Source organism: Actinoplanes hulinensis (assembly GCF_019429605.1).
Lineage (GTDB): Bacteria > Actinomycetota > Actinomycetes > Mycobacteriales > Micromonosporaceae > Actinoplanes > Actinoplanes campanulatus.
Window position 1 is genome coordinate 463,077 of sequence record NZ_JAHXZI010000003.1, and the last position, 22,889, is coordinate 485,965.

At 69.4% G+C, this 22,889-nt stretch carries 18 protein-coding genes and 9 tRNA genes; 17 read left to right on the forward strand and 10 right to left on the reverse strand.

Features of this window, described 5'->3' with window-relative positions; all coding sequences use genetic code 11:
• Positions 1-101 precede the first annotated feature (101 nt).
• On the reverse strand, positions 102-2,330 hold the full coding sequence (locus KZ829_RS08450; protein ID WP_220143272.1) for a pectate lyase-like domain-containing protein: 2,229 nt from the start codon (positions 2,328-2,330) through the stop codon (positions 102-104).
• Positions 2,331-2,476: 146 nt separating this feature from the next.
• Between KZ829_RS08450 and KZ829_RS08455 the strand changes: the two genes are divergently transcribed.
• The 3 genes from KZ829_RS08455 to KZ829_RS08465 all read left to right on the forward strand — a co-directional run bounded on the left by KZ829_RS08455 (position 2,477) and on the right by KZ829_RS08465 (position 5,590).
• The gene (locus KZ829_RS08455; RefSeq protein ID WP_220143273.1) at positions 2,477-2,635 is read left to right on the forward strand and encodes a hypothetical protein; all 159 of its coding nucleotides are present in this window, start codon (positions 2,477-2,479) and stop codon (positions 2,633-2,635) included.
• A 297-nt stretch (positions 2,636-2,932) separates the two neighbouring features.
• Complete coding sequence (locus KZ829_RS08460; RefSeq protein WP_220143274.1) at positions 2,933-3,424, forward strand: SRPBCC family protein; 492 nt, start codon at positions 2,933-2,935, stop codon at positions 3,422-3,424.
• Between the two features lie 78 nt (positions 3,425-3,502).
• On the forward strand, positions 3,503-5,590 hold the full coding sequence (locus KZ829_RS08465) for a DUF6461 domain-containing protein (protein ID WP_308285388.1): 2,088 nt from the start codon (positions 3,503-3,505) through the stop codon (positions 5,588-5,590).
• Positions 5,591-5,665: 75 nt separating this feature from the next.
• Here KZ829_RS08465 and KZ829_RS08470 read toward each other — a convergent pair whose 3' ends face one another.
• The 3 genes from KZ829_RS08470 to KZ829_RS08480 form a co-directional block, all read right to left on the reverse strand.
• Positions 5,666-6,622 carry a hypothetical protein gene (locus KZ829_RS08470; protein WP_220143276.1) on the reverse strand — a complete coding sequence of 319 codons (957 nt, stop codon included), beginning with the start codon at positions 6,620-6,622 and terminating at the stop codon, positions 5,666-5,668.
• Positions 6,623-6,729: 107 nt separating this feature from the next.
• On the reverse strand, positions 6,730-7,092 hold the full coding sequence (locus KZ829_RS08475) for a GntR family transcriptional regulator (protein WP_220143277.1): 363 nt from the start codon (positions 7,090-7,092) through the stop codon (positions 6,730-6,732).
• Entirely contained in the window at positions 7,089-7,859 is a 771-nt protein-coding gene (locus KZ829_RS08480; RefSeq protein WP_220143278.1) for a hypothetical protein, read from the reverse strand. The genes KZ829_RS08475 and KZ829_RS08480 overlap by 4 nt, the downstream gene beginning before the upstream one ends.
• Positions 7,860-7,895: 36 nt before the next feature.
• On the opposite strand from KZ829_RS08480, the gene KZ829_RS08485 reads away from it, so the two are divergent.
• The gene (locus KZ829_RS08485) at positions 7,896-8,594 is read left to right on the forward strand and encodes a hypothetical protein (protein ID WP_220143279.1); all 699 of its coding nucleotides are present in this window, start codon (positions 7,896-7,898) and stop codon (positions 8,592-8,594) included.
• Between the two features lie 142 nt (positions 8,595-8,736).
• Here KZ829_RS08485 and KZ829_RS08490 read toward each other — a convergent pair whose 3' ends face one another.
• The 4 genes from KZ829_RS08490 to KZ829_RS08505 are packed head-to-tail and all read right to left on the reverse strand — an operon-like array spanning position 8,737 to position 16,285.
• Positions 8,737-9,717: a hypothetical protein gene (locus tag KZ829_RS08490; RefSeq protein ID WP_220143280.1), complete on the reverse strand. Its 981-nt coding sequence runs from the start codon at positions 9,715-9,717 to the stop codon at positions 8,737-8,739.
• Between the two features lie 35 nt (positions 9,718-9,752).
• Entirely contained in the window at positions 9,753-11,276 is a 1,524-nt protein-coding gene (locus KZ829_RS08495; RefSeq protein ID WP_246635234.1) for an OmpL47-type beta-barrel domain-containing protein, read from the reverse strand.
• Between the two features lie 57 nt (positions 11,277-11,333).
• Positions 11,334-15,263 carry a ThuA domain-containing protein gene (locus KZ829_RS08500; RefSeq protein ID WP_220143281.1) on the reverse strand — a complete coding sequence of 1,310 codons (3,930 nt, stop codon included), beginning with the start codon at positions 15,261-15,263 and terminating at the stop codon, positions 11,334-11,336.
• A complete protein-coding gene (locus tag KZ829_RS08505; RefSeq protein WP_220143282.1) occupies positions 15,260-16,285 on the reverse strand; it encodes a multicopper oxidase domain-containing protein in 1,026 nt (341 codons plus the stop codon). Before KZ829_RS08505 ends, KZ829_RS08500 begins: the two co-directional genes overlap by 4 nt.
• A 64-nt stretch (positions 16,286-16,349) precedes the next feature.
• Between KZ829_RS08505 and KZ829_RS08510 the strand changes: the two genes are divergently transcribed.
• From KZ829_RS08510 to KZ829_RS08565, 12 genes are all read left to right on the forward strand, one after another.
• Positions 16,350-16,535: a hypothetical protein gene (locus KZ829_RS08510; protein WP_220143283.1), complete on the forward strand. Its 186-nt coding sequence runs from the start codon at positions 16,350-16,352 to the stop codon at positions 16,533-16,535.
• A gap of 248 nt (positions 16,536-16,783) precedes the next feature.
• Positions 16,784-17,068 carry a hypothetical protein gene (locus KZ829_RS08515; RefSeq protein ID WP_220143284.1) on the forward strand — a complete coding sequence of 95 codons (285 nt, stop codon included), beginning with the start codon at positions 16,784-16,786 and terminating at the stop codon, positions 17,066-17,068.
• 414 nt (positions 17,069-17,482) lie between these two features.
• Positions 17,483-17,553 (forward strand) — tRNA-Gln (locus KZ829_RS08520).
• A gap of 30 nt (positions 17,554-17,583) precedes the next feature.
• Positions 17,584-17,655 (forward strand) — tRNA-Gly (locus tag KZ829_RS08525).
• Between the two features lie 24 nt (positions 17,656-17,679).
• Positions 17,680-17,753 (forward strand) — tRNA-Ala (locus KZ829_RS08530).
• Positions 17,754-17,778: 25 nt separating this feature from the next.
• A tRNA-Lys gene (locus KZ829_RS08535) sits at positions 17,779-17,851 on the forward strand.
• 1 nt (position 17,852) lies between these two features.
• A tRNA-Met gene (locus KZ829_RS08540) sits at positions 17,853-17,929 on the forward strand.
• Positions 17,930-17,931: 2 nt separating this feature from the next.
• Positions 17,932-18,004: transfer RNA gene (locus KZ829_RS08545), tRNA-Val, on the forward strand.
• Between the two features lie 5 nt (positions 18,005-18,009).
• Positions 18,010-18,082 (forward strand) — tRNA-Val (locus tag KZ829_RS08550).
• 33 nt (positions 18,083-18,115) lie between these two features.
• Positions 18,116-18,189 (forward strand) — tRNA-His (locus KZ829_RS08555).
• Between the two features lie 5 nt (positions 18,190-18,194).
• Positions 18,195-18,275, forward strand: a tRNA-Tyr gene (locus KZ829_RS08560).
• Between the two features lie 68 nt (positions 18,276-18,343).
• Entirely contained in the window at positions 18,344-18,589 is a 246-nt protein-coding gene (locus tag KZ829_RS08565) for a hypothetical protein (protein ID WP_220143285.1), read from the forward strand.
• Here KZ829_RS08565 and KZ829_RS08570 read toward each other — a convergent pair.
• Positions 18,580-19,164: a DJ-1/PfpI family protein gene (locus KZ829_RS08570; protein ID WP_220143286.1), complete on the reverse strand. Its 585-nt coding sequence runs from the start codon at positions 19,162-19,164 to the stop codon at positions 18,580-18,582. The two genes, KZ829_RS08565 and KZ829_RS08570, sit on opposite strands and share 10 nt — an antisense overlap.
• A gap of 52 nt (positions 19,165-19,216) precedes the next feature.
• Here KZ829_RS08570 and KZ829_RS08575 point away from each other — a divergent pair, with 52 nt between their 5' ends.
• Positions 19,217-20,164: a GlxA family transcriptional regulator gene (locus KZ829_RS08575; protein WP_220143287.1), complete on the forward strand. Its 948-nt coding sequence runs from the start codon at positions 19,217-19,219 to the stop codon at positions 20,162-20,164.
• A gap of 14 nt (positions 20,165-20,178) precedes the next feature.
• Here the strand turns inward: KZ829_RS08575 and KZ829_RS08580 are convergent, their stop codons facing one another.
• Positions 20,179-22,458: a sensor histidine kinase gene (locus KZ829_RS08580; protein WP_220143288.1), complete on the reverse strand. Its 2,280-nt coding sequence runs from the start codon at positions 22,456-22,458 to the stop codon at positions 20,179-20,181.
• Positions 22,459-22,889 lie beyond the last annotated feature (431 nt).

Here is a 22,889-nt window from a genome sequence, read left to right on the forward strand (position 1 = left end):
GGGGGGCGGGGGGGGCGGGGTTGGGCGTGGGGGCCGCCCCCGGGGGGCGGGCCCCCGGGGGCCCGCCGGGTTCACATCAGTGGTGCCATGACTTCAAGGGATCAGGGGTACGCCACGACGTTGCGCGGCGTGGTGTTGCCGGCCGGGTTGGGGACCGCGCCACCGACGTCGTTGACGACGTTGGCGATGGTGCCGACGTCACCGAGCGACACGGTCAGGACACTGCGGAGCCGGACACCCGACCGGTTGGGCACCTCGAACGCCCGGTCCACCCGCACGCTGGGGTTGACGTTGAAGTAGGCGTAGGAGCCGCCGCCCCACAGTTCGTGATCGGTGACGTTGTCGGCGACCTTGTAGGCGGCGTACCCGTTCCCGCGGGGCCCGATCCAGGCGGCCTGGTTGGGCACGTCGTACGGCTTCTCGTTCTGGAAGAAGATCGTCCGCCCGCGGTTGCCGTTCCAGATCACCTCGTACTTCTGGTAGTGCTCGACGAACAGGCCGGTGGCCAGGACGTCGTCGCCGTTGACGAGCAGGCCGGTGTCGCCGGTGTTGACCGCCCAGCCGGTGGGGGCGCCGCCGTGGTCGGCCCGCCAGGCCCAGATGTGGTCGATGATCGTGTCGTCGCTGTGCACGGCGAGGGTGGTGGTGGCCTTGCCCTGGACGCTGCTGCCGATCCGGAAGAAGACGTCCTGCAGGCTGATCGGGTTCACGGCGTGGTCGGTGTGCACGCCGGCGCGCCCGACGCTCATCAGGGTGGGGCTGTTGGTCGTACCCGCGTCGAAGGTCAAACCGCTGACCTTGATCCCGTCGACGTCGGCGACGTTCAGCGCCTCGACCCCGCCGGTCGGGATCAGGGTCGGGAAGCCGATGCCGGTGACCACGGTGTTGGCGCGGGTGACCCGGATGGTGTCGTTGAGGGTGTACGTGCCCGGGGTGAAGAACAGGTTCAGGCCCTGGGCCAGAGCCGAGTTGATCCGGGCGGCGCTGTCACCGGGCTTGGCGACGTAGAACTCCCGCATCGGGATCGACGTGCCGGCGGTGTTCGGCCAGTTGGCGCCCGCGGAGTTACGCCGCAGAGCCGGCACGAAGACACGGTAGAGACCGGCGCTGTCGACGTACAGGAAAGGCTTCTCCCGCGTCACCGGCGTGGTCGCCAGGGTGGTGTGCGGCGGGTTCGGGAACGCGTTCGCCGGGGCGCCCTGGACACCGGAGTACACCATGTTCCAGACGCCGCCGTCCCAGCGCCCGATCCGGCTGTCCCGGGTGTACCACTGCTGCTGGGAACCGGAGGAGACGACGCCGTCGACCACCGAGTCGGCCAGGTAGCCGCCGCTGGAGTAGCCCTGCCCGTTGTCCTGGTTCGACGGCGCCAACGTCAGGTTGCCCTTGATGTGCACCCGGCGCATCGGGGCGGCCTGGGAGACCGCCCAGCGGTTGGTGCCGCCCTCGGGCACGATCGACAGGTTCTCCATGCTGCGCCAGAAGTTCTGCGTCGCGTTGGACTCGTCGCCGTAGTTCCAGCCGGAGTCGACGTTCACCGCGCCGTTGATCGTCACGTCGTCGGGGTTGAGACCGAGACCGGCCAGCGTGGTGTAGAACCCGACGTTGGCCCACACCCGCCCGTAGGTGCCGGGCTTGAACAGGAACACGTGGCGCTGGGCTCCGAACTGCGCGGTCGGGCTGCGCAGCTGGGCGTTGAACGCCTGGTCCACCGCTGACTGGATGGTCGACGCCGGTGTGGACGGCTCGAAGATCCGCACGTTGGGGCCCAGATCGGGGGTGTCCGAGGTGGGCAGCGACGGGTCGGTTCCGCTTCCGCCGAAGACCTGGAACTCCCAGAGCGAATAGCCGTACGGGGTGGCGCGGGTGGTGCCGTTCATCCGCACGTACCGGCCGCTACCGGTGACGTTCAGGGTCTGCAGGCCGTTCTGGCCGGCCGTGACCGGGCTGATGTTCGTCCAGGTGCTGCCGTTCGCCGACGTCTGAATGGTGAAGGCCGAGGCGTAGGCCGCTTCCCAGTTCAGCACGACCTGGCTGATCGACTGGGTGCTGCCCAGGTCGACCTGCAGCCACTGCGGGTCGGCGAACGTGCTGGACCAGCGGGTTCCGGTGTTGCCGTCGACCGCGGCGGACGCGGGGAAGGTGGCGTTCTCGACGGACGAGGCGGTGGCCGGCTTGCCCTGCGAGAGGAGGGCGTCCGCGGCACTGGCGTCGGTGGCGACCGAGACGACGGTGATGCCGAGGGTCGCGGCGAGTACGGCGCTCAGCACGACCCGCCCACGGCGGCGGAGTGTTTGCGGCGGTGGGGAAGTCAGTGTCGGGAGTGTCATGGACCTGCCTGTCGGACGGGTTGCCGCGCGCCCGTGAGGACAGACGTACGGCGGGGCGGGGTGTCATGCGGCACCGGTCAGAGAGCGCTCTCCGGTGAAGTGAATTGTTACCTCGGCGTTGCGGTTCGTCAATATGCCGAAAACAAATGATCGGCGGCACCGGAATGGAGATGAAGGTAAAAATTTTCGAGAAAACTGTTATTGCCCGCATCACGCCTGGTGGCAGTCATGGCGGCGTGGATCATCGCGTGAAGCGCGCCGTGACCTGCACACCGGCACTGCCGCCGCCGTCGGCCGAATTGTGAGCGCTCACGACACGGCCGGGTTCCGTGAACTCAGGTCAGGCGGTGCCGCAGGCGATGACCTCGGGCCATGCGGGCCGCGCGGTACGCCCACCTCGCGGCCGGACCGCGGTGGACGCGCGGCGAGACCGCGCCGTCACCGTAGGAACGAGCAGCCCTTACCCGGCGGAGCGAGTTCCTCGTCGAGGCCGGCGATGAAGCTTCCGGGCTGTTGGCGCGGGGCAGGCCCGGCCGTGAAAGAGAATTGGAGCCGCGGGCAGGCATAAGGGACCGCCCTCAAGGAATCGGGAGCGCGCCAGCATGAAGTACACCGTCTCCATCGAGATCGCCCTGCCGAGGGAGCAGGTGGCCCAGCTGCTGGCGGACCCCGCGCATCTTCCGAAGTGGCTGCGGGGCCTGGTGCTGCACGAGCCGGTCAGTGGCGCACACGGGCAGCTCGGCACCGTGTCGCGCGTCGTGATGCAGATGGGTAAGCAGAGGATGGAGTGCACCGAGACCATCACGCGCCGGGAGCCGGCGGACCTGCACGAGATCCCGAGCGAAGCCGTCGTTCATTTCGACCGCGAGATCGTCGGCGAGGGCATGTGGAGTGCCTCGCGCGACCGGCTGACCGAAGCCGGCCCGCAGCGGACGCTCTGGGAGAGCGAGAACGAGTACCGGTTCACCGGCCTGCTGATGCCGCTGGTGGGGCTCGTCATGCCTGGCGCCTTTCGCAAGCAGTCGCTGCGGCACATGCAGGATTTCAAGAACTTCGTTGAGCATGGACAGGACGTCCGCGACGCGGCGGGCTGATCAGCGGTCGTCGGCTACCCGGATCCCATCGGCGACGACGGGGCGTTCTACGCCGACCTGGACAGCGGGCTCGACTTCATCGCCGCCGCAGGCGTCGGCGGCTGGACGTTGATCGCCGAGCCGAACGGCTTCCGGTGCTCCACCGAGGAATCCGCCCGGCTGCTGTCCGGGCGCGGCGAACTGGTGTCGTTCTACTTCAACGAGAACAACGACCCGGTCCTGCGGTGGGCGCGCGACGGCGAAACCCTGCCGACCTTCGATCCGTCGGGCGGGGCCGGATGGCGCGAAGGCGGCGACCCGGACCGGTTGGTGCCGGTGCTGGAGGCGCTCGGCTTCGACCTCGGTACCGAGGAGTACGACCCCGCCGACCCGCGCCGGCAGTACGACGAGGCATGGCAGGCGCGAACGCTCGCCCTCATGCAGCACCTGACCGGCGTACGACTCGACGCCGACCTGCTGGAGAACGCCACGTTCCGGTGCGCCGCCGTACCCGATCCGCACTCGCTGACCTGGATGAGAGCCAACCCCGACAGCATCGGCCCCCTGACGGTCGAGCAACTGGCGGTGCAGGCCCGCGGCCGGCTGGCCGCCTACGCCGCGGACCCGGACCGCGACGAAGAGGCGACGAATGGGATGCCGAGTGATCCTGCCGGGCCGGCTTCCGGCTCGCGCAGCGAGATAGGTACTCCAGGGCTGACACCGCCCGCAGGCGCATGTAGAGGATCGCCACCTTCCGCGGTCAGAAGGCGTTCCTCGAAGGTCACGTCCGTGCCCGAAGAAGCTCGGCGGCTTTCCTCCGGGCCGGCTCTCGTTAGGATGACTGCCGCTTTTCCGGCGTCCCGCCATGGGATGCTGGAACGGCAACAGCATGGAATCGAGGCGAAGATGGAACACGCCCGACAACGCTCCAGTTCCGGCATGTCGCTGACCCGACGCGGCCTCGTCATCGCCGGTTTGGGCGCTACCGCCGCCCTGGCCGGGCTCGCCGGGGGAAACACCGAAAAAGCGTTAGGATTCTCGGCGCTTCAGCAACAGGGACAGCCTGACTGGCGTTTCTGTGGCAAGTGCAATGGCATGTTCTTCTCCGGTCGTGACGGTACCTATTACCGCCAGAATCAGCGCTGTCCGGCTAGCGGTCTGCACGAGCCGATGGGATACAACTTCGTGCTGCCCCACGATGTGCCGGGGTCGGCGACCGCACAGCCTGACTGGCGTTTCTGTGGCAAGTGCAATGGCATGTTCTTCTCCGGTCGTGACGGCACCTACTACCGCCAGAATCAGCGCTGTCCGGCTAGCGGTCTGCACGAGCCGATGGGATACAACTTCGTGCTGCCCCACGATGTGCCGGGGTCGGCGACCGCACAGCCTGACTGGCGTTTCTGTGGCAAGTGCAATGGCATGTTCTTCTCCGGTCGTGACGGCACCTACTACCGCCAGAATCAGCGCTGTCCGGCTAGCGGTCTGCACGAGCCGATGGGATACAACTTCGTGCTGCCCCACGATGTGCCGGGGTCGGCGACCGCACAGCCTGACTGGCGTTTCTGTGGCAAGTGCAATGGCATGTTCTTCTCCGGTCGTGACGGCACCTACTACCGCCAGAATCAGCGCTGTCCGGCTACCGGTCTGCACGAACCGATGGGATACAACTTCGTGCTGCCGCACAAGGGAGTCGTCCCTGACGGGTCGGCGCCGCTGAGCCCGGCCGAGAAGCAGGTGCTCGACGAGGTCAGCGCCATCCACCGCGAGTCGTGCGGCACGACGCTACAGGTCGATCCGCAGTTGGTCGGCGTGGCCCGCAGGCACGCCGACGACCTGTCCAGGCATCCCGGGCCGCCCGGTCTGTGGGAGAAGGGTGAACCCAACAAGCAGGGCCACGTCGGCTCCGATGGGAGCGACGCCGCCACCCGGATCTCCCGGGAAGTGGGCCGGGTCGGCACCGAGAACGCCTACGTCCGCTATTACACCGGCAGCGCACCCGAGCCCGAAGTCCACCACGCGCTCGACTATTGGCGGAACAGTCCGGGCCACAACACCACGATGCGAAACTGCGCCTATCGCACCACCGGTGTCGGGGTGGCCGTCGGCAAAGGATTCGTCCCAGTCGGCCAGCCCAATGCCGGCGCCCCGGCGACCCTCCACTATTTCATCCAGACATTCGCCCAATGATGCCGATTATATCCGGCACCGGCGCGTGACATCCCGCTCAGGCCGTCTCCGGGCTGGGCGCGAGTCTGCAACTGATCAGGTTGGTCGGGCGGTCTCCGGCTCTCGGCGGCCGGTGGTGATGGGAGGCAGGAAGCAGCCGATGATGATCGCCAGGATCGGCAGCACGGACAGGATGGCGAGCGGCTCCGCCCCGTAGATCACGAAGCCGCCCCAGTACACCGAGGGGCCCGGTCCGTTGCGCTGGGTGTTGGCCATCAGGGAGCCGGCCGCGGTGGGAATGTTGCCCAGGCAGGCGGGGGTGAGCATCAGCAGTGTGACGGAACAGAGACTCACGTACGCCCGCTGCATCCTCCGGCTGTGCCGCCGCCAGCGCCGCGAGGTGAAGAACCCGAGCAGCGCGCCGAGCAGCGCGCCGGCCAGACCGCCGGCGACGGTGTCGCGCAGGTGGCTGGGCGGCTCGGCCCACATCAGGTCGAACCCCAGGGCGGCCGGATTGGCCTCGTCGGCCTGGGTGAACTGCGCCGCGGCTAGGTATCCGCCGCGGGTGCCGGTCACCTCGACGGTCGCCAACGGCGAGTGTTGAATCGTGCTGTGCACGTCCTGCCAGCCGCCCGCGCGCATCTGCCGGGTGACGGCGGCGGCGACCTCCTCGGGGCCGGCTTGCGCGGGTACGGTGCCGGTCACGTGGGCGCGGCCCACCCGTACCCCGGTGCCGCCGTGCAGGGTGTTCTTGCTGTACGGATTCCAGAAGGTGTGCCGCCCGTAGTAGTCGACCTGGTCGTCGAATGCGCCCGGCAGGACGGTGGGCGCGAGCTGGATCGTCGTGGCGCGGTCCGGCGCCATCGGGTCCACGTCCCGCCACGCCAGCCAGGAGCCGAGCGCGATCCCGCTCAGCCCGCCGAGCAGGGCCGCGAGGCCCGCGATCAGGAACGCCCGCCCGCCGAACCCGGCGACCCATCGACCGAGGCCGCCCCGCAGCGGTGGGGCGGGCTGCCGCGACCGGTCCGGGCCGCCGGTGTCGAGTAGCGTCATGGCGGTCAATATACGGTCCGGCGGCCACGTGACCAGAAAGGCCGCGCGACGGTGCTGCAGTCGGGAAAGCAGAGCAGCCGGTCAACCAGGATTGCGCTCACGCAGCATCACGCCCCGGAGCGCAGCGCCGCGATCGCTTCGTCGACGGTGCTGCCCAGGCGGGCCGCGGTGGCGAGGTAGGACTCGGCGGCGGCTCGCAGCAGCCGCTGCCGCTCGGCCGCGGGCAGCGTGGGGAGCCGCGACACCGTGGTGCCCCGGCCGACCCGGGTGATGATGAGCCCGGCCGATTCCAGTTCGCGGTAGGAACGGGCCACCGTGTTCGGTGCCAGCCCCAGATCGGCTGCCAGTTGGCGGATCGACGGCAGGCGTACCCCGGCGGCCAGCACCCCCGCCTGGATCATCGTGGTCAGTTGCTCCCGGATCTGGTCGTACGGCGGGACGGTGCTGCCCGGGTCGACGGTGACGATCATGCCGGTCGTGGCCGGGCGGTTCCCAGGCGCCGGCCCCACCACGGCACCCCGAACGCGACCAGGGGGATCAGCAGCATCGCGAGGTCCGCGGACCGGTCGGCGACCGCGCGCAGCAGCAGGTCCGCGGCGCAGTAGGCGACCAGGGTCGTACCGGCGGCGGTCACCGCGTGCAGCGATCGGGACCGGATCGCCTCGTCGGCGGCCAGCACACCGGCGGTTGCGACGGGCTGCGGGCGTAACAGGATCCGGCGCACGGTCAAGGCCACCAGCGCCGCGACGGCGGCGACGGCGGCGGACAGCGCCGCCAGCCGGCCCGATGGCGCGCCACCGGCCGCCGCCAGCGCCGCGAAGGCCAGGATCGCGGCAGGCAGTGCGTACCGTTGGGTGGCGGGTAGGTAACGGGCCGCGGTGCGCGGCGTCAGCCCCGCGCCCGGCCGGCCCGGCGGCAGGGCCGCCAGCCGCGCCTCGGCGATCGCCGCGCCGGCGAACCATCCGGCCAGCAGAAACGTCACGCTCACGCTGAGCCGGTTGTTGCGCACGTCGACGACGGTGTACGCGGTGAGCGCGGCGGCCAGCCCGGCTGAGCGCCAGCGCCGGACCGTGGCGAGATAGTCGACGATCCGGGCGCCGTTGTCCGCGGTGACCACGAAGCCATGACGGTCGGCGAACCGGCGGACCGCCTCCCGTTGCACCGGGAAATCGGTCAGCACGGCGGTGACCAGCGCGACGGCGACCGGCAGTGTGACGATCAGCAGCCAGAAGCTCATCGCCACAATGTACCAAGTTGCTGATACATTCCTGCCGTGCCGTCCGACTCCGTGCTGACCGATGAGGTGTGGCGGGGGCTGAATCCGCGGGCCGGGATGCTGCCCGTGCGTACGCGCCGACGCCTCGCCCTGATCGCTGCCGTGCTGCTCGCTCTGGTCGTCGCCGGCGTGGTGACCGACCGTTCCGGGGTGGTCGCCCCGCGGCTGACCGCCTTTCCCGGCTGGAACGGCTGGTACGTCTACGGCGACGCCACGAACCCTCTGGCCGAGACGGATTCCCTGGTCAACCGCCTGCACGCGGCGCCGACCGAGCACGTTGCGCAGGAATTCACCGTCTCGAACGACAACGATCTATCGCTGACGATCGTCGGGGTGGAGGAGGACCGGCCGGGTATGAGGGTCGAACGGGTCACCGTCGGCGACCTCTACTACGACACAGCCCTGCAGATGACGCGTGTCGGAGGCGAGACGCTGACCCCGGACCGCCCTTACGTGTTGCCGCCGGGGGAGACCTTGAAGATCAAGGTCTACTACCACGTCACCGACTGCCGTGCGGTGCCCGCCTCGGCCCAACCGATCCCGGTACGGATCCGGCGCCTGACCGGCCTGCACACGATCGAGGTCCCGTTGTACCCGCTACGACCGCACCCGACCGGCGGCTGGCGGGTCAGTACGACGGACGACCCGGACGCCGTGCCGTGGCAACGATTCCTCGCCGACCACGTCTGCCGATGACGGATCCGCGGCAGGTTGCGGTGGCGGGGCTTCGGCCCGAGGTTCAGCCGGGGGAGGCCCGCGGCGTTCGGTGAAGCATCACTGCGGACGCCTCACCGAACGCCGACCCGCTGAGAAAGGACGTGAGAGTCGGCAGTACCGGTTACAGGTGTGCCCGGCCGGCCGCGTCGGCCTCCCGTACGGCCGTGGACCGGCGCTCCTCGGCGCGTTCCTGGACCGTGTCCGGCCGCTGGGTGGTCACCGTCGGTGCCTGGTGCTGCCGCAGCGCGGCCGTGGCGGGTGGTGCCCCGGCGACCCCGCGGCGGATGCGATTGTTCGCGGCGATCACGGCGGCCGGATCGTTGCTGTGCGCGGTCAGCTGCCCGTCGATGATGTTGTCGTCCACGATCGTCGCGCCGGTGGTGTTGGTGACGCTGACATCGCCGCCGAAGTAGCCGCCGGAGGCGCAGCTGTCCAGGGCGCCGTTCGGGCCGAGCTGGACGCCGCCGACGTTGCCGGCGAACGTCGCCTTGCCGCGTACGGCACTTCCGCACACGACGGCCCCGGTGCCGCTGTTGAGCACCGACAGCGTGCCGTCCACGAACGAGTCGTGCAGGTCGGTGTAGTAGGTGCCGGAGCTGACGAGATTGCCGGTGACCTCGGTTGCCTCGCCGAGGCGTACCTCCCCGCCCTGGGTGTTGACCGTGCCGGTGATGCGGGCGCCTTCGGTGAAGAGGAAGCTGTCGATCGGCGCGGTGCCCTTCGGGCGCACGGTGACCGCGCCGCTCGCCGCGTCCTTCAGGAACACGCCGTAGCCGCCGGACGCCAGAACCACGGAGCCGCCGATCGTGGTGGCGCGGGCGTCGAGATAGCCGTCCGCGGCGACGCGGATCGTCCCGTCCGTCCGGCCACCGTCGATCACGAGGTTGGCGCCGGCCGCCACGGTGACGTTGCCGGTGATGACGGTGCCGGTCAGTGCACACGATTCACCGGCGGGAACGAGCAGGTCGTTGGGAACGGTCACCGCGCCGCCGGTACCGATGCAGTGCGTGACCAGGCCGGCGTTGGCGGCTGACGGCCAGGGCAGCAGGGAACCGGTGACGACGGCGGTGGTCAGGGCGGCGAGGGCGGCGGTACGTCGCATGGGTGCGCTCCCGGGCGTCGAGGTGCGGATGGTGGTCATGAGCCGACTCCCGATCGTGCGGCGGCCCGTACGATCGCTCCGGCCTGCCGTGCGGTCAGCTTTCCCGCGGTGACCAGGCCGGCGGTGACGGATTCGACGTGCCGGACGAAGGCGGCGTGGTTGGGGTATCGGTCGTTCTCGGCGATCAGGTCGTTGACGGTGCAGCCGTTGCCGGAGTCGGTGTTGGGCACCCGGGTGTCGGCGCCGTCGATGATCACGGTGTCCCGGGTGTCGGAGTCCGGGCAGACATCGGCGCCGGTTCCGGCCACGGTGAACGACACCTGCTGCTCGGCGGCGGTGTTGCCGGCGTTGTCGGCCGCCCGGTACCGGACGGTGTGGGCGCCGGGCACGCTCACCGCGAGCGGCGAGGTGTACGCCGTCCACGCGCCCGAGCCGAGCCGGTATTCCACGGTGTCCACTCCGGAACCGGCGTCGGTGGCGGTGACGGTGACGGTCGCCGTACCGATGTAGTCGCCGGCGGGATCGCGCTGGCCGGTCACGGCGGCGGTGACCGACGGTGGGGTGGTGTCCTCGGCGGGTCGCTCCACCACGGTGAAGTGCGCCATCTGCTCGGCCGACACGTTGCCGGCCTTGTCGGTGGCCCGTGAGTGCAGCATGTGCGCGCCGATCGTGCTGATCACCAGCGGCGCCGTGTAGGCCGTCCAGGCGCCGCCGTCGAGTTGGTACTCCACCCGGTCCACGCCCGACCCGGTGTCGGCCGCGGTGACGGTGGCGGTCGCCGCGCCGAGATAGCGTCCCGCGGCGTCCCGGTCGCCGGTCAGGGCGACGGTCGTCGTCGGCGGGGTGGAGTCGGAGTCGCCCGCCACGACGCGGAACGACACCGAGCCGGTGGTGGAGACGTTGCCGGCGTTGTCGGCGGCACGGAACTGCACCGCGTGGTCGCCGATCGCGGTGACCGCGACGGGTGCGGTGTATGGCCGCCAGCTGGTGTCGTCGATCTGGTATTCCACGGTGTTCACGCCGGAGCCGGTGTCGGCGGCGGTCACCGTGACGGTGGCCGAGCCGACGTAGTGCCCGTCGGCGTTGCGGGTTCCGGTCACGTCGCCGGTCACCGTGGGCGCGGTGGTGTCCTCGCCGCCCCCGCCGGTGACGGTGAGTTCGCCGACCATGGTGCTGTGGCCCGGGATGGTGCAGTAGTAGCGGTACCTGCCCGGGGTGAGGGTGACGGTGGCCTGGTGCCGGCCGTTGTTCACGTCGAACGGGCCGGCCAGGATGTTGAGGGTGACGTCGTGGTTGTAGCCCTCGGCGCTGGTGTCGAAGGTCAGGGTGTGCGGCATCCCGGTGGTGTTGCCGGTGGCCGTGCTGTTCTCGAAGACGATGGTGGTCGCGCCGGCCTCGGCGGTGGCCGGTGCGCTGCGGTATCTGGTGATGTCGTCGTCGGCGGTCCAGGTCAGGGTCTGTGCGTCGTCGGCCACCGCGGATGGCGCGGTGACCGGCAGCACGGCGAGCAGCAGGCCGATCAGAGCCGCGCCGGCGCGCCGGCTCACGGATGTTCGCAAGTGTTGGCACCTTTCCCGATGGTGGGACCGGCCGGGATGCCGGCCGGTCCCACCGGTTCAGAGCTTGCGTACGCGGATGTTGCGGAACTCGATCAGGTCGTTGTCGCCGTGGTTCTGCAGCCCGATGTGCCCGCGCAGGAATTGGCGCAGGTCGGTCGGCGGGTCCGAGGCCCGTGACGACGTCTTGCCGGGGGTGTTGTCGAATTCGTTGATCACCACGCCGTCGCGGATGATGGTGTAGCGCTGCCCCACGACACGGATCTCGTAGTCGTTCCACACGTTCTTCGGTGTGGCTCTCGCGTCCGACAGTGGCGCCGGGTCGAAGTTGTAGATCGAGCCGGTCTTCTGCGGCTCCCCGGTCTCGCCGTCGTAGATCTGCACCTCGTGCCCGCAGTAGATGGCCACCCAGGCCGGTGAGGTGCGTGCCGAGCCGAGCGTGCCGCAACTGCCCGGTGGCCGCTGGTCCACCGGGGTTCGCGGGTCCGGGAACCGGGTGAACACCCCGCTGTTGCCGCGGGACGTGCCGGGTGCCACGTCGCGGAACTGCAGGCGCAGCGAGAAGTCCGCGAGCTCTCCGGTGTGCCAGAGCATGCCCAGGCCGCCGGAGGGGCGCAGCGAGCCGTCCGGTTGGATGCCGAACGACCCGGACGGCGCCTGGACCCAGTCCCGCAGCGACCGTGCGGTGCCGTCGAACAGCGGCTCGTATCCGGTGTGGCCGGGCCGGCCGACCGGGGCCGCCGCCGCCGCGCGGGTCAGCGTGCCCGCCTGCCGGGCGGTGAGCAGCCCGTCGTCCTGCAGCTCACGGGCCACCGCGGTGACGTGGCGTACGAAGCTGTCGTGGCCGGTCCAGGTGCTCTCGTCGTCGATCAGGTCGTTGATCGTGCAGCCACCACCGGCCACCCTGTTCGGCACCCCGGTGTCGCTGTCGGCCAGGAACACGGTGGCCCGGTCGTCCGGCACGGCGCATCCGGCGTTCACGGTCGTCGTCACGGTGACCTTCTCGCCGTCGGCGTAGGTGACGGTGTGCCGGGCGGTGTAGCTTCCGGGATCGTCGTAGACGTGCTCCGGGTCGGCGAGCGCCGAACTGGCGCCGTCGCCGAACTCCCACAGGTGGCTGACTCCACCCGATCGGGAGCCGGTGAAGGCGTACGTCAAAGGTTTGTTCTGGACCGCCACCGACGCCGCGGCCGGCGCCGGGGTCGCGGCCCCGCCGGTGTAGATCACGCGCAGCAGCTTCTGTGCCGGGTGCAGGCTGAAGAAGCCGCCGCCGTAGTCGAGCAGGTACAGCGCACCGTCCGGGCCGAACTTGGCGTCCATCCAGCTCATCAGCCGGTTGTCGGCGTTGCCACCGGGCAGGATCGCGCGCAGCGACTCACCGAACAGCGGCGGCTTCTGCTGCGGCACCCCGGCCGGGTCGAGGGTGACCGCCACCCGGTTGGTGGAGTTGGACTGGTCGCCGATGAACCACTTGTCGTCCCAGTAGGCCGGCCAGGCGACCGTGCTGCCGGGGTCGACCCGGTCGCGGTGGTACGTCGGGCCCGACATGATCGCCTGGCCGCCGCCGCGCAGGTACGGCTGCGTGTAGACGGCGTCGGCGGCGTTGTAGGTGGGAATGCCGCTGCCGTCGGCGCGCGGCGGGAAGACCGGGCCGCCGCCTCCCGGCGCGTACCAGATCATGTTGTCCCGGGCGGGCGGGATGTCCACCAGGCCGGTGTTGCGCGGTGAGGTGTTCTTCAGGTTGCCGCAGTCGTACCAGCCGGTGAGCACGGTGGCGTCGGTGGCGCTGCGGTCACGGTACGGCTGCCGGTTGCCCATGCAGTACGGCCAGCCCTGGTTGCCGGCCGAGGTGATGACGGTGGCCGTCTCGTACTTCGCCGGCCCCAGTTCGGGGTTCGGCTGCGCGGCGTCCGGGCCGACCCAGCCGGCGGTCAGCCAGTCGCGTTCCGGGTCGATCTGCAGGCGGGCGATGTTGCGTACGCCCATCACGTAGATCTCCGGCCGGGTCTTCTCGGTGCCGGTCGGGAAGAGGTTGCCCTCGGGAATCGTGTACGTCCCGTCCGGCTCCGGATGAATGCGGATGATCTTCCCGGCCAGGTCGTTGGTGTTGCCGGAGGTGCGTCGCGCGTCCTGGAAGGACAGCCCGGCGTACTCCTGGGTCCAGTTGTTGCCGGAGTAGCCCTGCGAACCCTCGGACGAGTTGCTGTCCCCGGACCCGACGTACAGGTTGCCCTGCCTGTCGAAGGCCATGCCGCCGCCGGCGTGGCAGCAGCTGTGGATCTGCACCGGGAACCGCAGCAGGTCCTTGCGGGTGGCCTGATCGATGCTCCGGGTCTCGCGGTCGTAGGTGAACCGGCTGACGGTGCGCTGCCCGATGCGTTTGACCCGGTCGATCGACTCGTGCGGCATCCAGTAGACGTAGAGCCAGCCGTTCTCGGCGAACCGCGGGTCCGGCACGATGCCGAGCAGACCCTCCTCGTTCTTCACCAGCTCCGAACCGCTTCCCCGGTTGCCCATCACCGGCAGCGTGGTCAGCAGCTTGACCTGTCTGGTGCGCGGATCCCAGGAGTGGATGGTGCCGCAGCCCAGCCCGACCTTGGGGTCGTCCCAGCTGACGACCGGCCCGCTCGGGCAGGCCGCCTTGCCCACGTAGAAGACCGTGCCGTCGCCGGCGATGGTCAGCCCGTGCGGTTCGCCGATCTGGTCGAGCTGCCCGCTCTGGTTGGCCACGGTCAGCCGCTCGGTCCGGTAGTTGGCGGCGATGGTCGCCTGGCAGTCGCCGCGCACGATGCCGGTCGCCCAGCCCAGCGCGCCGGTCAGGTGCTGCCGGAAGCCGGCTTCGGCGTAGCTGTCCGCGGTGTGGCCCATGCCGGTGTAGAAGGACCGTCCGCCCTCGTAGTCGCGGCACCACGACACCGGATGGAACGGCCCGTTGGCGCTGGTGCCCGGGTTGTAGTGGCGCTCCTCGACCTGGGCGAGGGTGTGCACCGTACCGATCGGGTTCGGTGACCAGTTGTACCAGCGGTCCGCTCGGGTGATGGTGGGCGGCAGGTCCTCGGTGGCCGGATGCCGCCGGTCGAGCACGTCGACGACGGAACGGCTGACCGCGGGGGAGCCCGGCGCGGTGCTGTCGGCGGTGAACAGCCGCAGCTCGGCGAGCTGGATGAGCGGTTCACCGGAGTTGGCGGTGACGTTCAGCCGGAAGAACCTGGCGTTCTGCGGTGCGGCCAGATCGAAGCGGCGGGTCTGGAACCGGTCGGGGAACGTTTGCGCGGTGCGCCGGTCCACGTCGGTCCACGTCTGCCCGTCCGGCGAGGTTTGCAGCGACCAGTCCTTCGGGTCGCGGCCCGCGGCGTCGTTGGCCGAGGTGAGCGCGTACCCGGTGATCGCCTTGGCGGCGGCCAGCTCGTAGCTCACCCAGCCGGTGGTGCTGCGGGTCAGCCATTTGGTGTTCGCGTCGCCGTCGGTCAGCTTCTCCTTGGTCTCGTTGGGCGGGTTCTCGGCGCTGGCGGCGACCTTGGCCACCGGCTCGGCGGCCGGGACGGCGCCGGCCGGGCGGGTGCCGATCAGGCCGGTGAACCAGGCCGAGTCCAGCTGCGCCTTGGCCGCGTCGGCGATGCCGACGAAACCACCACCCCCTCTGATGTACGCGGTGAGCGCGCTCTCCTGATCGCGCGACAGGGCCGTGCCGCCGGCCGACAGGAACACCACCGCGCGGTGTTCGGCCAGTTCGGCGGCCGTGAACACGGACGGGTCGCTGGTGACCTCGACGGTGATCCCGGATGCCTGCCCGAGCTGCTGGACGGTCTGCGCGGCGGTGGTGACCGGGTCCTCCTGCTCCGCCGCCGCGCCGTGGAAGACGATCACCGAGATCTGATCCGCCGCGGCGGCCGATGCCGGTACGGCGTTCCCCATCGCCGGTGTCATGCCCGCCACCAGGGCCATCGCCGTGATGACGGCGAGCCCTCGTCGTGGTGCCCGTGTACTCATCCGCCTGCCCCCTGATGGTCGGTGTGGCTCGCCGGGTCGTGGTGGGCGTGGCCCTGGAAGCGGTGGATGGCCTCCTCGGCGCCGGGCGGCATGCTGCCGTCGGCGTTGCGGACCAGGAAGATTCCCGCCATGCCGCCGTCGGAGTGGTTCTGCACGTGGCAGTGGTACATCCAGGCGCCGGGGCCGACGCCCTCACCGGCCAGCACCTGGAAGCCGAAGGAGCTGCCCGGGTTGAGGTCCTTGTTGTCGATCGCCGGGCTGGGGTCGCTCAGGCTCTCCAGCATGCCGGTGCGGTTGTCCGCCCAGCGGTGCGCGTGCAGGTGGAAGGTGTGGAACAGGTTGCCGTGCCCGATCGCGATCCATTCCACCCGCTGGCCGAGATCGGCCTCGAACAGGGGCGTGTCGGGCGCCGTCCGGTTGTTGATCGTCATGTCGTGGAAGACCACGGTGAACTGCTTGTCCGGCAGGATGTCGCCCCGGCGGCGCACGATCAGCGCGCCGTAGAGCCCTCTGGCCACGCCCGCGGTGCCGTGGTCGGTCCCCATGGCGTGGTCGTGGTAGTGCCAGTAACCGGCGCTGCCCGGCATGAGGCGGCGACCGGCGGCCGCGAACATCTCCCGTGAGCGCCACACGTAGGTGCGTGTCTCGCCCGGATCGTTGTACGAGTCGTTCAGCGGACTGCCGTCGGACCCGGTGCTGTAGTCCACCCCGTGCGGATGGATGGACAGGCGCTGGTTCGTGGTGTTGACCAGCGTGATCTCGAGCGTGTCCCCCTCGTAGATCTCCAGCACGGGACCGGGCACGGTGGCCTTTCCGGGTTGCAGCCCGTAGCCGAAGAGGCCACCCGGCAGCGCCTCGGCGTAGATCGTCACCCGTTTCGTGACGGAGAGGACCGCGCGTGCGGGGGTGCCCGCCAGGGTCGCCGCGCCGCCGATGGCGGGTACGGCGGCGCCCAGCGTGCCGGCGGCGATCAGTGAACGCCGGGAGAACGTTGGTCGGGTCCGGTCGGCGGTGTCGTCCATGCGTCTCCGTTCCTGTCGAGCCGAATGGACGCGGCAGAGCACCCAAGATCTAAAAAGGATGGGGATGGCCTGGCGTCCCGCCGAAGGGCGTCGTCGCGTTAACGGCTCGCTGATATCAGTGATGCCTGATACAGCAGAATCTATGGACGAGATCGACGAAAGTAAAGGTCTGCCCGACGCAAGTACGGCAGAACGATTCGAAAGTTTCCCTGAAAAGCCAGGTCAGGACATTGGCGATCATGATATTTGATCTTCGGTTGGCCGGGCCGGAAATCCGCACGGCGGCCGCGCCTCGAGCCTTTGCCCTATCCCGGATTCACCAGGCAAGACGTGGCCTGCCGGAGATGAAGCGGGCCATCTCGGGTGTCGCTGCCCGTCGATGGCCGCCTCGCCAAACAGTCCATTCATCAGGCTAAATGCAATGGCAATCGCCAACTTGACCGATTAAGGTTTACCGGCTCGGAAATGATGGAGTGCCGCGCCGGTGTGGTGGGGTCGGTGGCGGGTGAGCATCCGCACCACCGGCGCCGCATCTCCCTCGGCCTGCCCGAACCCACCACCCCCGCCCGGCCGGTACGCGACGGCCTCGTCGCCGTCTGCCTCCTTCCGGTCCGTCCGGGCCGGGTGAAAGCCGTCACCGACGCCGGCGAGCTGCGCGCCATCGACGGCGTCATCAGCGCATCGGTACGGGTACGGCGCGGCAGCACGATCGGCGCCCGCCTGCACTCCGCGTCCGCCGCCGGAACGGGCCGATCACTCGCGAAACGACAGAACGACCAATAAATACGTCGCGCATTCCGCCGGCATGATGCAGAGTGATCTCAACGCCGGTGAAGCGGGCGAAGAAACCCGCAACACCATGATCGTCGAAGGGAGTTGAACCGTCATGTTGACGCAGCCCATCTGCGCGACCGCCCAAACCTGGGCCAAGCGATATGGGTCCGCCGTGCCCGTCGTGGCGGTGAGACTGCACCGGCGAGGTCATGGCCCGAATCGGTGGAGCGGATAGCGCAGCAGTTTCTGCGTCCTAGCCGCCCACCTCGGCGCTCGAGGAACGGGCGGCTTTCCTGTTTCCCGCGACTGTTCAACCATCGAACGCCGCGTCGTTCGTGCACGCCCTGAATGCGTTCAGCGGAATTGTTCTCTCTCAACTCAACAGTGGATGGCATGTTCGGTGCGGCACATGGTGTCGCGCGATGGGGGTTCGGCCAACGGCAGGCCGCCGAGCTTTGGCCTCGGTCACGCGGGTTCGAATCCTGCACCCCCAGCACTTCTTCAAGCGCGCGAACAGCGTGCTTGCGGCTGTAGCACAACGGTCAGTGCGCCGCCTCGCCATGGCGGAGACCGGGGTTCGACTCCCCGTAGCCGCTCGTGTCCAGCACAGAAACACCCTCGGGCCTGTAGCTCCAACTGGTAGAGCAACGCTTTTGCACAGCGAAGGTTGTCGGTTCGACTCCGACCGGGTCCACGTAGTCCCGCCCAAGGGACGTCACGCGCCGTTAGCTCAGCTGGTAGAGCTGCCGCCTCTTAAGCGGCATGTCCGGGGTTCGAGTCCCCGACGGCGTACTGCGGGGTAGAGGAGCTCGGTCGTCCTCGCCGGCCTCATAAGCCGGAGATCACGTGGTTCAAATCCCGTCCCCGCTCCCGTTCCGGTAGCTCAGTTGGTAGAGCGCCGCCTCGACAAGACGGAGGTCCCTGGTTCGATTCCAGGCCGGAACACGCATGCCCGTGTAGCTCAGCGGCGAGAGCACCGGTCCTACAAACCGGCTGTCCCGGGTTCGAGTCCCGGCACGGGTACGACCCGTCACCGGCGTGTCCGGTGACGGCATGGTGGCTGTAGCTCATCAGGTAGAGCGCCAGGCTGTGGACCTGGAGGCGGCGCGGTTCGAATCCGGCCAGTCACCCTCACGCGGGCGCGCCGACGTTGGAGAGTCGGGCCTGGCTGTAAACCAGGTGCATCGCTCAGGGGGTTCGAATCCCTCCGCCCGCACTCGTGCAGGAGCTCATGCCGTTCGCTGTGGGCATCCGGGAACGGGTATGAGCGCCGATGGTGGCCGCATGGAAAGGATCGTGCGGCCACCATCGGCCTTTCGTCGTCCGTGTACGGCGACCTTGATGGCCTACCTGCGGATCGGTGACGTCGACCTGTATTCGGAGGTCGCCGGCGCCGAGATCCCGAAGGTGTTGGTGCCGGAACCCGATGGACTCGATGTGCGGCAGGTTTGTCATGACCACATCGGATCGGGTCATCAGTACGGTGCCGAAGTAGCGAACATGATCCGAGGCCGTTCCTGTCACAGTTGACGCCTCCAGACCGGTGATCGCAGGGAGAAGTCGATGCCGGCAGCCACCTCAGCGGCGCGTTCCGCTCCGAGTTCCCGCTCGGTCAGCCACAGGCCCAGATCCATTCCAGCGCTCAACGCGCCCGCGGTGACTCGATCACCGTCGTCGACCACCCGTTGCTCGATCACGTTGACGCCGTAGGCGCGTAGTTCGTGGTACGCGTTGCGGTTCGTCGTAGCGTTGCGGCCGGTCAGCAGACCCGCTGCGGCGAGCAGCATCCCGCCCGTGCACACCGACGCCGTCCACCGCGTGGAACCGGCCGCATCAGCCAGCCGCTCGGGCAGGACACCGCGCTGCGCCTGTGCCCAGGCGCCTTCCTCAGCCCGGTTCATCCATCCACCGCCGACCACGATCATCCCGTCCGGGCGGTCCAGCACGCCGGGAACATCCAACCGGATGCCCCGCATGCTGCGTACCGGACCAGGCTTGCGCACGGCTACCAACTCCACGTCGAACCCGGCGCTGGACAGCACCTCGAACGGGCCGAAGGCGTCGAGTTCGTCGAAGCCGTCAAACACGATGATCTCTATTCGCACCTGCCCAGGCTCGCCGGTCGCGCCCTGGTGTGCCAGTGGCATCCTTGCCGTCATGCGTGAGGAATCGGCCATCCACCGTGTCGCTGTCCTGGCCCTGCCGCCGGTGGTGGCGTTCGACGCGGCCATCGCCACGCAGGTCTTCGGCCACGAGGGTCACGGCCGCTACGAGGCCGTGTTGTGCTCTCTGCGGGCGGGGCCGGTGCCGACCACCACGCCGGGATTCGGTATCACCGTCGCCGCGGGCCTCGAAGCCGTCGCGGCCGCCGACACCGTCATCGTTCCCGGCTTCCGGCGTGGACCGGCGCCGGCGGCCGCGCTCGACGCCCTGCGCGCCGCGCACCAGCGCGGAGCCCGGATCGTCTCCATCTGCAGTGGTGCCTTTGCCTTGGCGCAGGCCGGCCTGCTCGACGGCCGCCGGGCCACCACCCACTGGGCCCACGCCGGCGACCTCGCCCGCGAACACCCCGCCGTGTACGTCGACCCGGCCGTCCTCTACGTCGACGAAGGCACCGTGCTGACCAGCGCCGGGCTCGCCGCCGGCCTCGACCTGTGCCTCTACCTCATCGGTCTCGACCATGGGCAATCGGCGGCGATCCAGCGTGCCCGGCACATGGTCACCGCCCTGCACCGCGCCGGTGGGCAGGCCCAATACAGCCTGGCCGGCGCGACCGCGGCAGGCGAGCGGCTCACGAGTGTGACGCAGTGGGCGCTGGCGAACCTGCATCAGCCCATCACCGTGGCCGACCTCGCCCGGCAAGCGATGCAGTCCACCCGAACGCTCAGCCGTGCCTTCGCGACAGAGCTGGGCACCAGTCCGCGCGCCTGGCTGATCGCCGCCCGGCTGCGCGAAGCCTGCACCCTGCTGGAGACCGGCGATCTGACCGTCGAAGAAATCGCCCGGCGCACCGGGCTGGGCAGCGCCGCCAACCTTCGACTGCAGTTCCGCCGAACCTACGCCACCACCCCGCTCGCCTACCGCAGCGCATTCCAGCGACGCTGACCGCTCCGTAACCGCTAATCCGGCACGTGCCGGTTCGGCTCCAGCGGCCGGAACGCGCCCCGCAGGGGGTAGCGCAGCGCGACACCGGGCTGTCCTTCGGCCGGCGTCGTCGCCGCGGCGTGCAGCGGTAGGCGTACGAGGATGCGGGTCCCGTCCTTCTTGGAGGGATCCAGGGCCACGGTGCCGCAGTGCGCCTGCACGATGGTTCGCACCAGGGTCAGCCCGAGCCCTGAGCCGGGGATGTTGTGGCGGGCGTTGTCGCCCCGGTAGAAACGGTCGAACATCTGGTCCCGGTCGTCCGGGGGGATGCCGATGCCGTTGTCGGTGACGGAGAGCTCCGCGAAGTCCTCCCCGGCGACCAACTCGACATGGATGTCACCGCCGTCGGGGCTGTACTTGACGGCGTTGGAGAGCAGGTTGTCCACCACCTGGCGCAGCCGCCGGGCGTCGCCGGCCAGCATGACCGTGCTCGGCAAGCCGGTATGCAGGCGTGTCCCCGCCTGAGCGCCGAGGTCCGCGATCGCGGCGGAGACGACGGCGACCAGGTCGATCGGCAGCAGCTGCGGTCTCAGGTGGCCCGACTCCAGGGCGGCGAGGTCGAGCAGGTCGTCGATGATCGCCTGCACGGATCCGACGTTGCGGCTGACGATTTCGACCAGCTCACGCGCGTCGTCGGACAGCTGTTCGTCCTCCAGCAGCAGGTCGCTGCAGGTGGTGATCGACGTCAGGGGCGTGCGCAGCTCATGCCCGACCAGGGCGATGAAGTCGTCCCTCGCGCGGACCAGCTGCATCGCCAGCTCCATGCTGTGGCGACGGGCGAGGAAGTAGCCGACCTGCTCGGCGATGTCCTCCAGCAGACCGGTGAGCAACGGCCTGTCGTGTTCGACCGTGTCGGCGAAGCAGGTCAGCACGCCTACGACGCAATCCTCATCGCGGATCGGCACCGCCACCGCTGTGTGCGGAAGCGGCTCGTCCCCGGCCGGGCTGAACTCCTGAGCTCCGGGCCCGCGGGCGTACCGGGACTCGGCATATCGCGGCACCCACAGCAGGGCGCCGCTCTGCCAGCACTCGCCCGTCACGCTCGCGCCACGCTCCATCCGTGCCGGAATCGGCGCGGCGAGCGCGATGCCGGGGCCGACGTGGTGCGCGACGAGATCGAGCACCTGCTCGGCCGGGTTGGCCAGCCAGAGCGCGACGCACGGCCAGCCCAGGGCCTCGCCAAGCGCGCTGACCAGCTCCGGACCGGCCTCTTCGACGGTGTCGGCGTGGTTGAGCATGGTGGCGATCCGCAGATTGCACTCGCGGAACCGGTCGGCGCGCCACCGGTCGGTGACGTCGAGGATTGTCGTGACGCTGCCGAACAGCTCGCCCTCGTCGGTGCGGAGCGCCTTACCGTAGGCGACCACGTGCTGGTCCAGGAACCCGGGACCGTGCAAGATCGATTCGGCTCGCTGCACGGTTTCGTCGACGAGCGCCCGCACGAACACCATCTCGTGTCGCTCGAACGGAGTGCCGTCGGGGTGGCGCAGCCGGCTGCAGATCGATGCGATGGCCTCCTCCGGAGAGAGGCCGGCGGGAACCCTGTTCCGCTCGCGCGACATCTGGTTGACCAGCACCGGCCGGCCGGTGCTGTCGGCCACCACCACGCCGACCTGCAGGCTGTCCAGGAGCGCGGTGAAGAACTGACGGTCCCCCGCAAAGCCGGCCTGCATGCTTGATGGCCAGGCCCGGCCGGTCTGCCCCGAGGGCGGAGGCTCCTCGATGAGCGTGGCGCGGGCGGCCTCACCGTCCGGCTCGAACCGGAGCATCCCGGCGACCTCGGCAAGTACCGCGAGTTCGCCAGGTTTCCACGCGCGCGCCACGGTGTCGGCGATCGACACCGCACCCAACGGCCGGCCGGCCTCATCGCGGAGTGGGGCGCCGGCGAAGGCACGAATTCCGCCGTCGACGAGCAGCGGGTTGTCCCGGAGCGGATCGTCGGACGCGACCTCGCCCGCAAGCAGCTCCTCGACCGCGAGCACGTCGTTGCCGCAGACCACATAGGCGCAGAGCGCGTGCCGGCGTGCACCGTGCCGGTCCGGTGCGAACCACTGGGGAACCCCGTACCGCCCGATGAGTTCTTCTTCGGCGTTGCCGAGCAGAGAGATCATCCCGATGGGGGCGTTCGTGAGGCGGGCGGTCATCCGGGCGATGGCATCGAAGCCGACGGGCATGCCGGCGAAGGTTTCGCGGGCTTGCGAGACGGCGTGCAGCCGGGGCGGGGCGTCGAGTACGGCCCTGTCGAGCATGGGCATGCCCACCACCGCTGCACCCCCGTCCCGTGTGCCGCGCCTTATGACTCGAATTATATGAGGCTGCCCGGATCATCGACGGTGCATTGACCCGTCCGCGAATCGCCGTCCTGCTGGTGAGATCTCCGGGATCGCTTCGGTTGCCGCACCACTGCCCGCCGAAGTAGCGTTCAGCCGACCCTATTGCAACGCATTCATTGCATTAGCTGTACGGACGTTGCAACGAAATGAGGGCGTTGAGCTGCATGTTGTCTTCTCCAGTGCAACAAGCTTGTTGCCAGATCCGCGAACGCAACGTAGCGTTTCCCGCATCGGAAACAACGACTCCACAGGGAGAGCATCATGAACAAGTTCGACACCACCGCCGCCGTCACCGCCGTCCTGAACATCCCCGCCGGCCGCATCCAGGTCATCGCCGCCGACCGCACGGACGC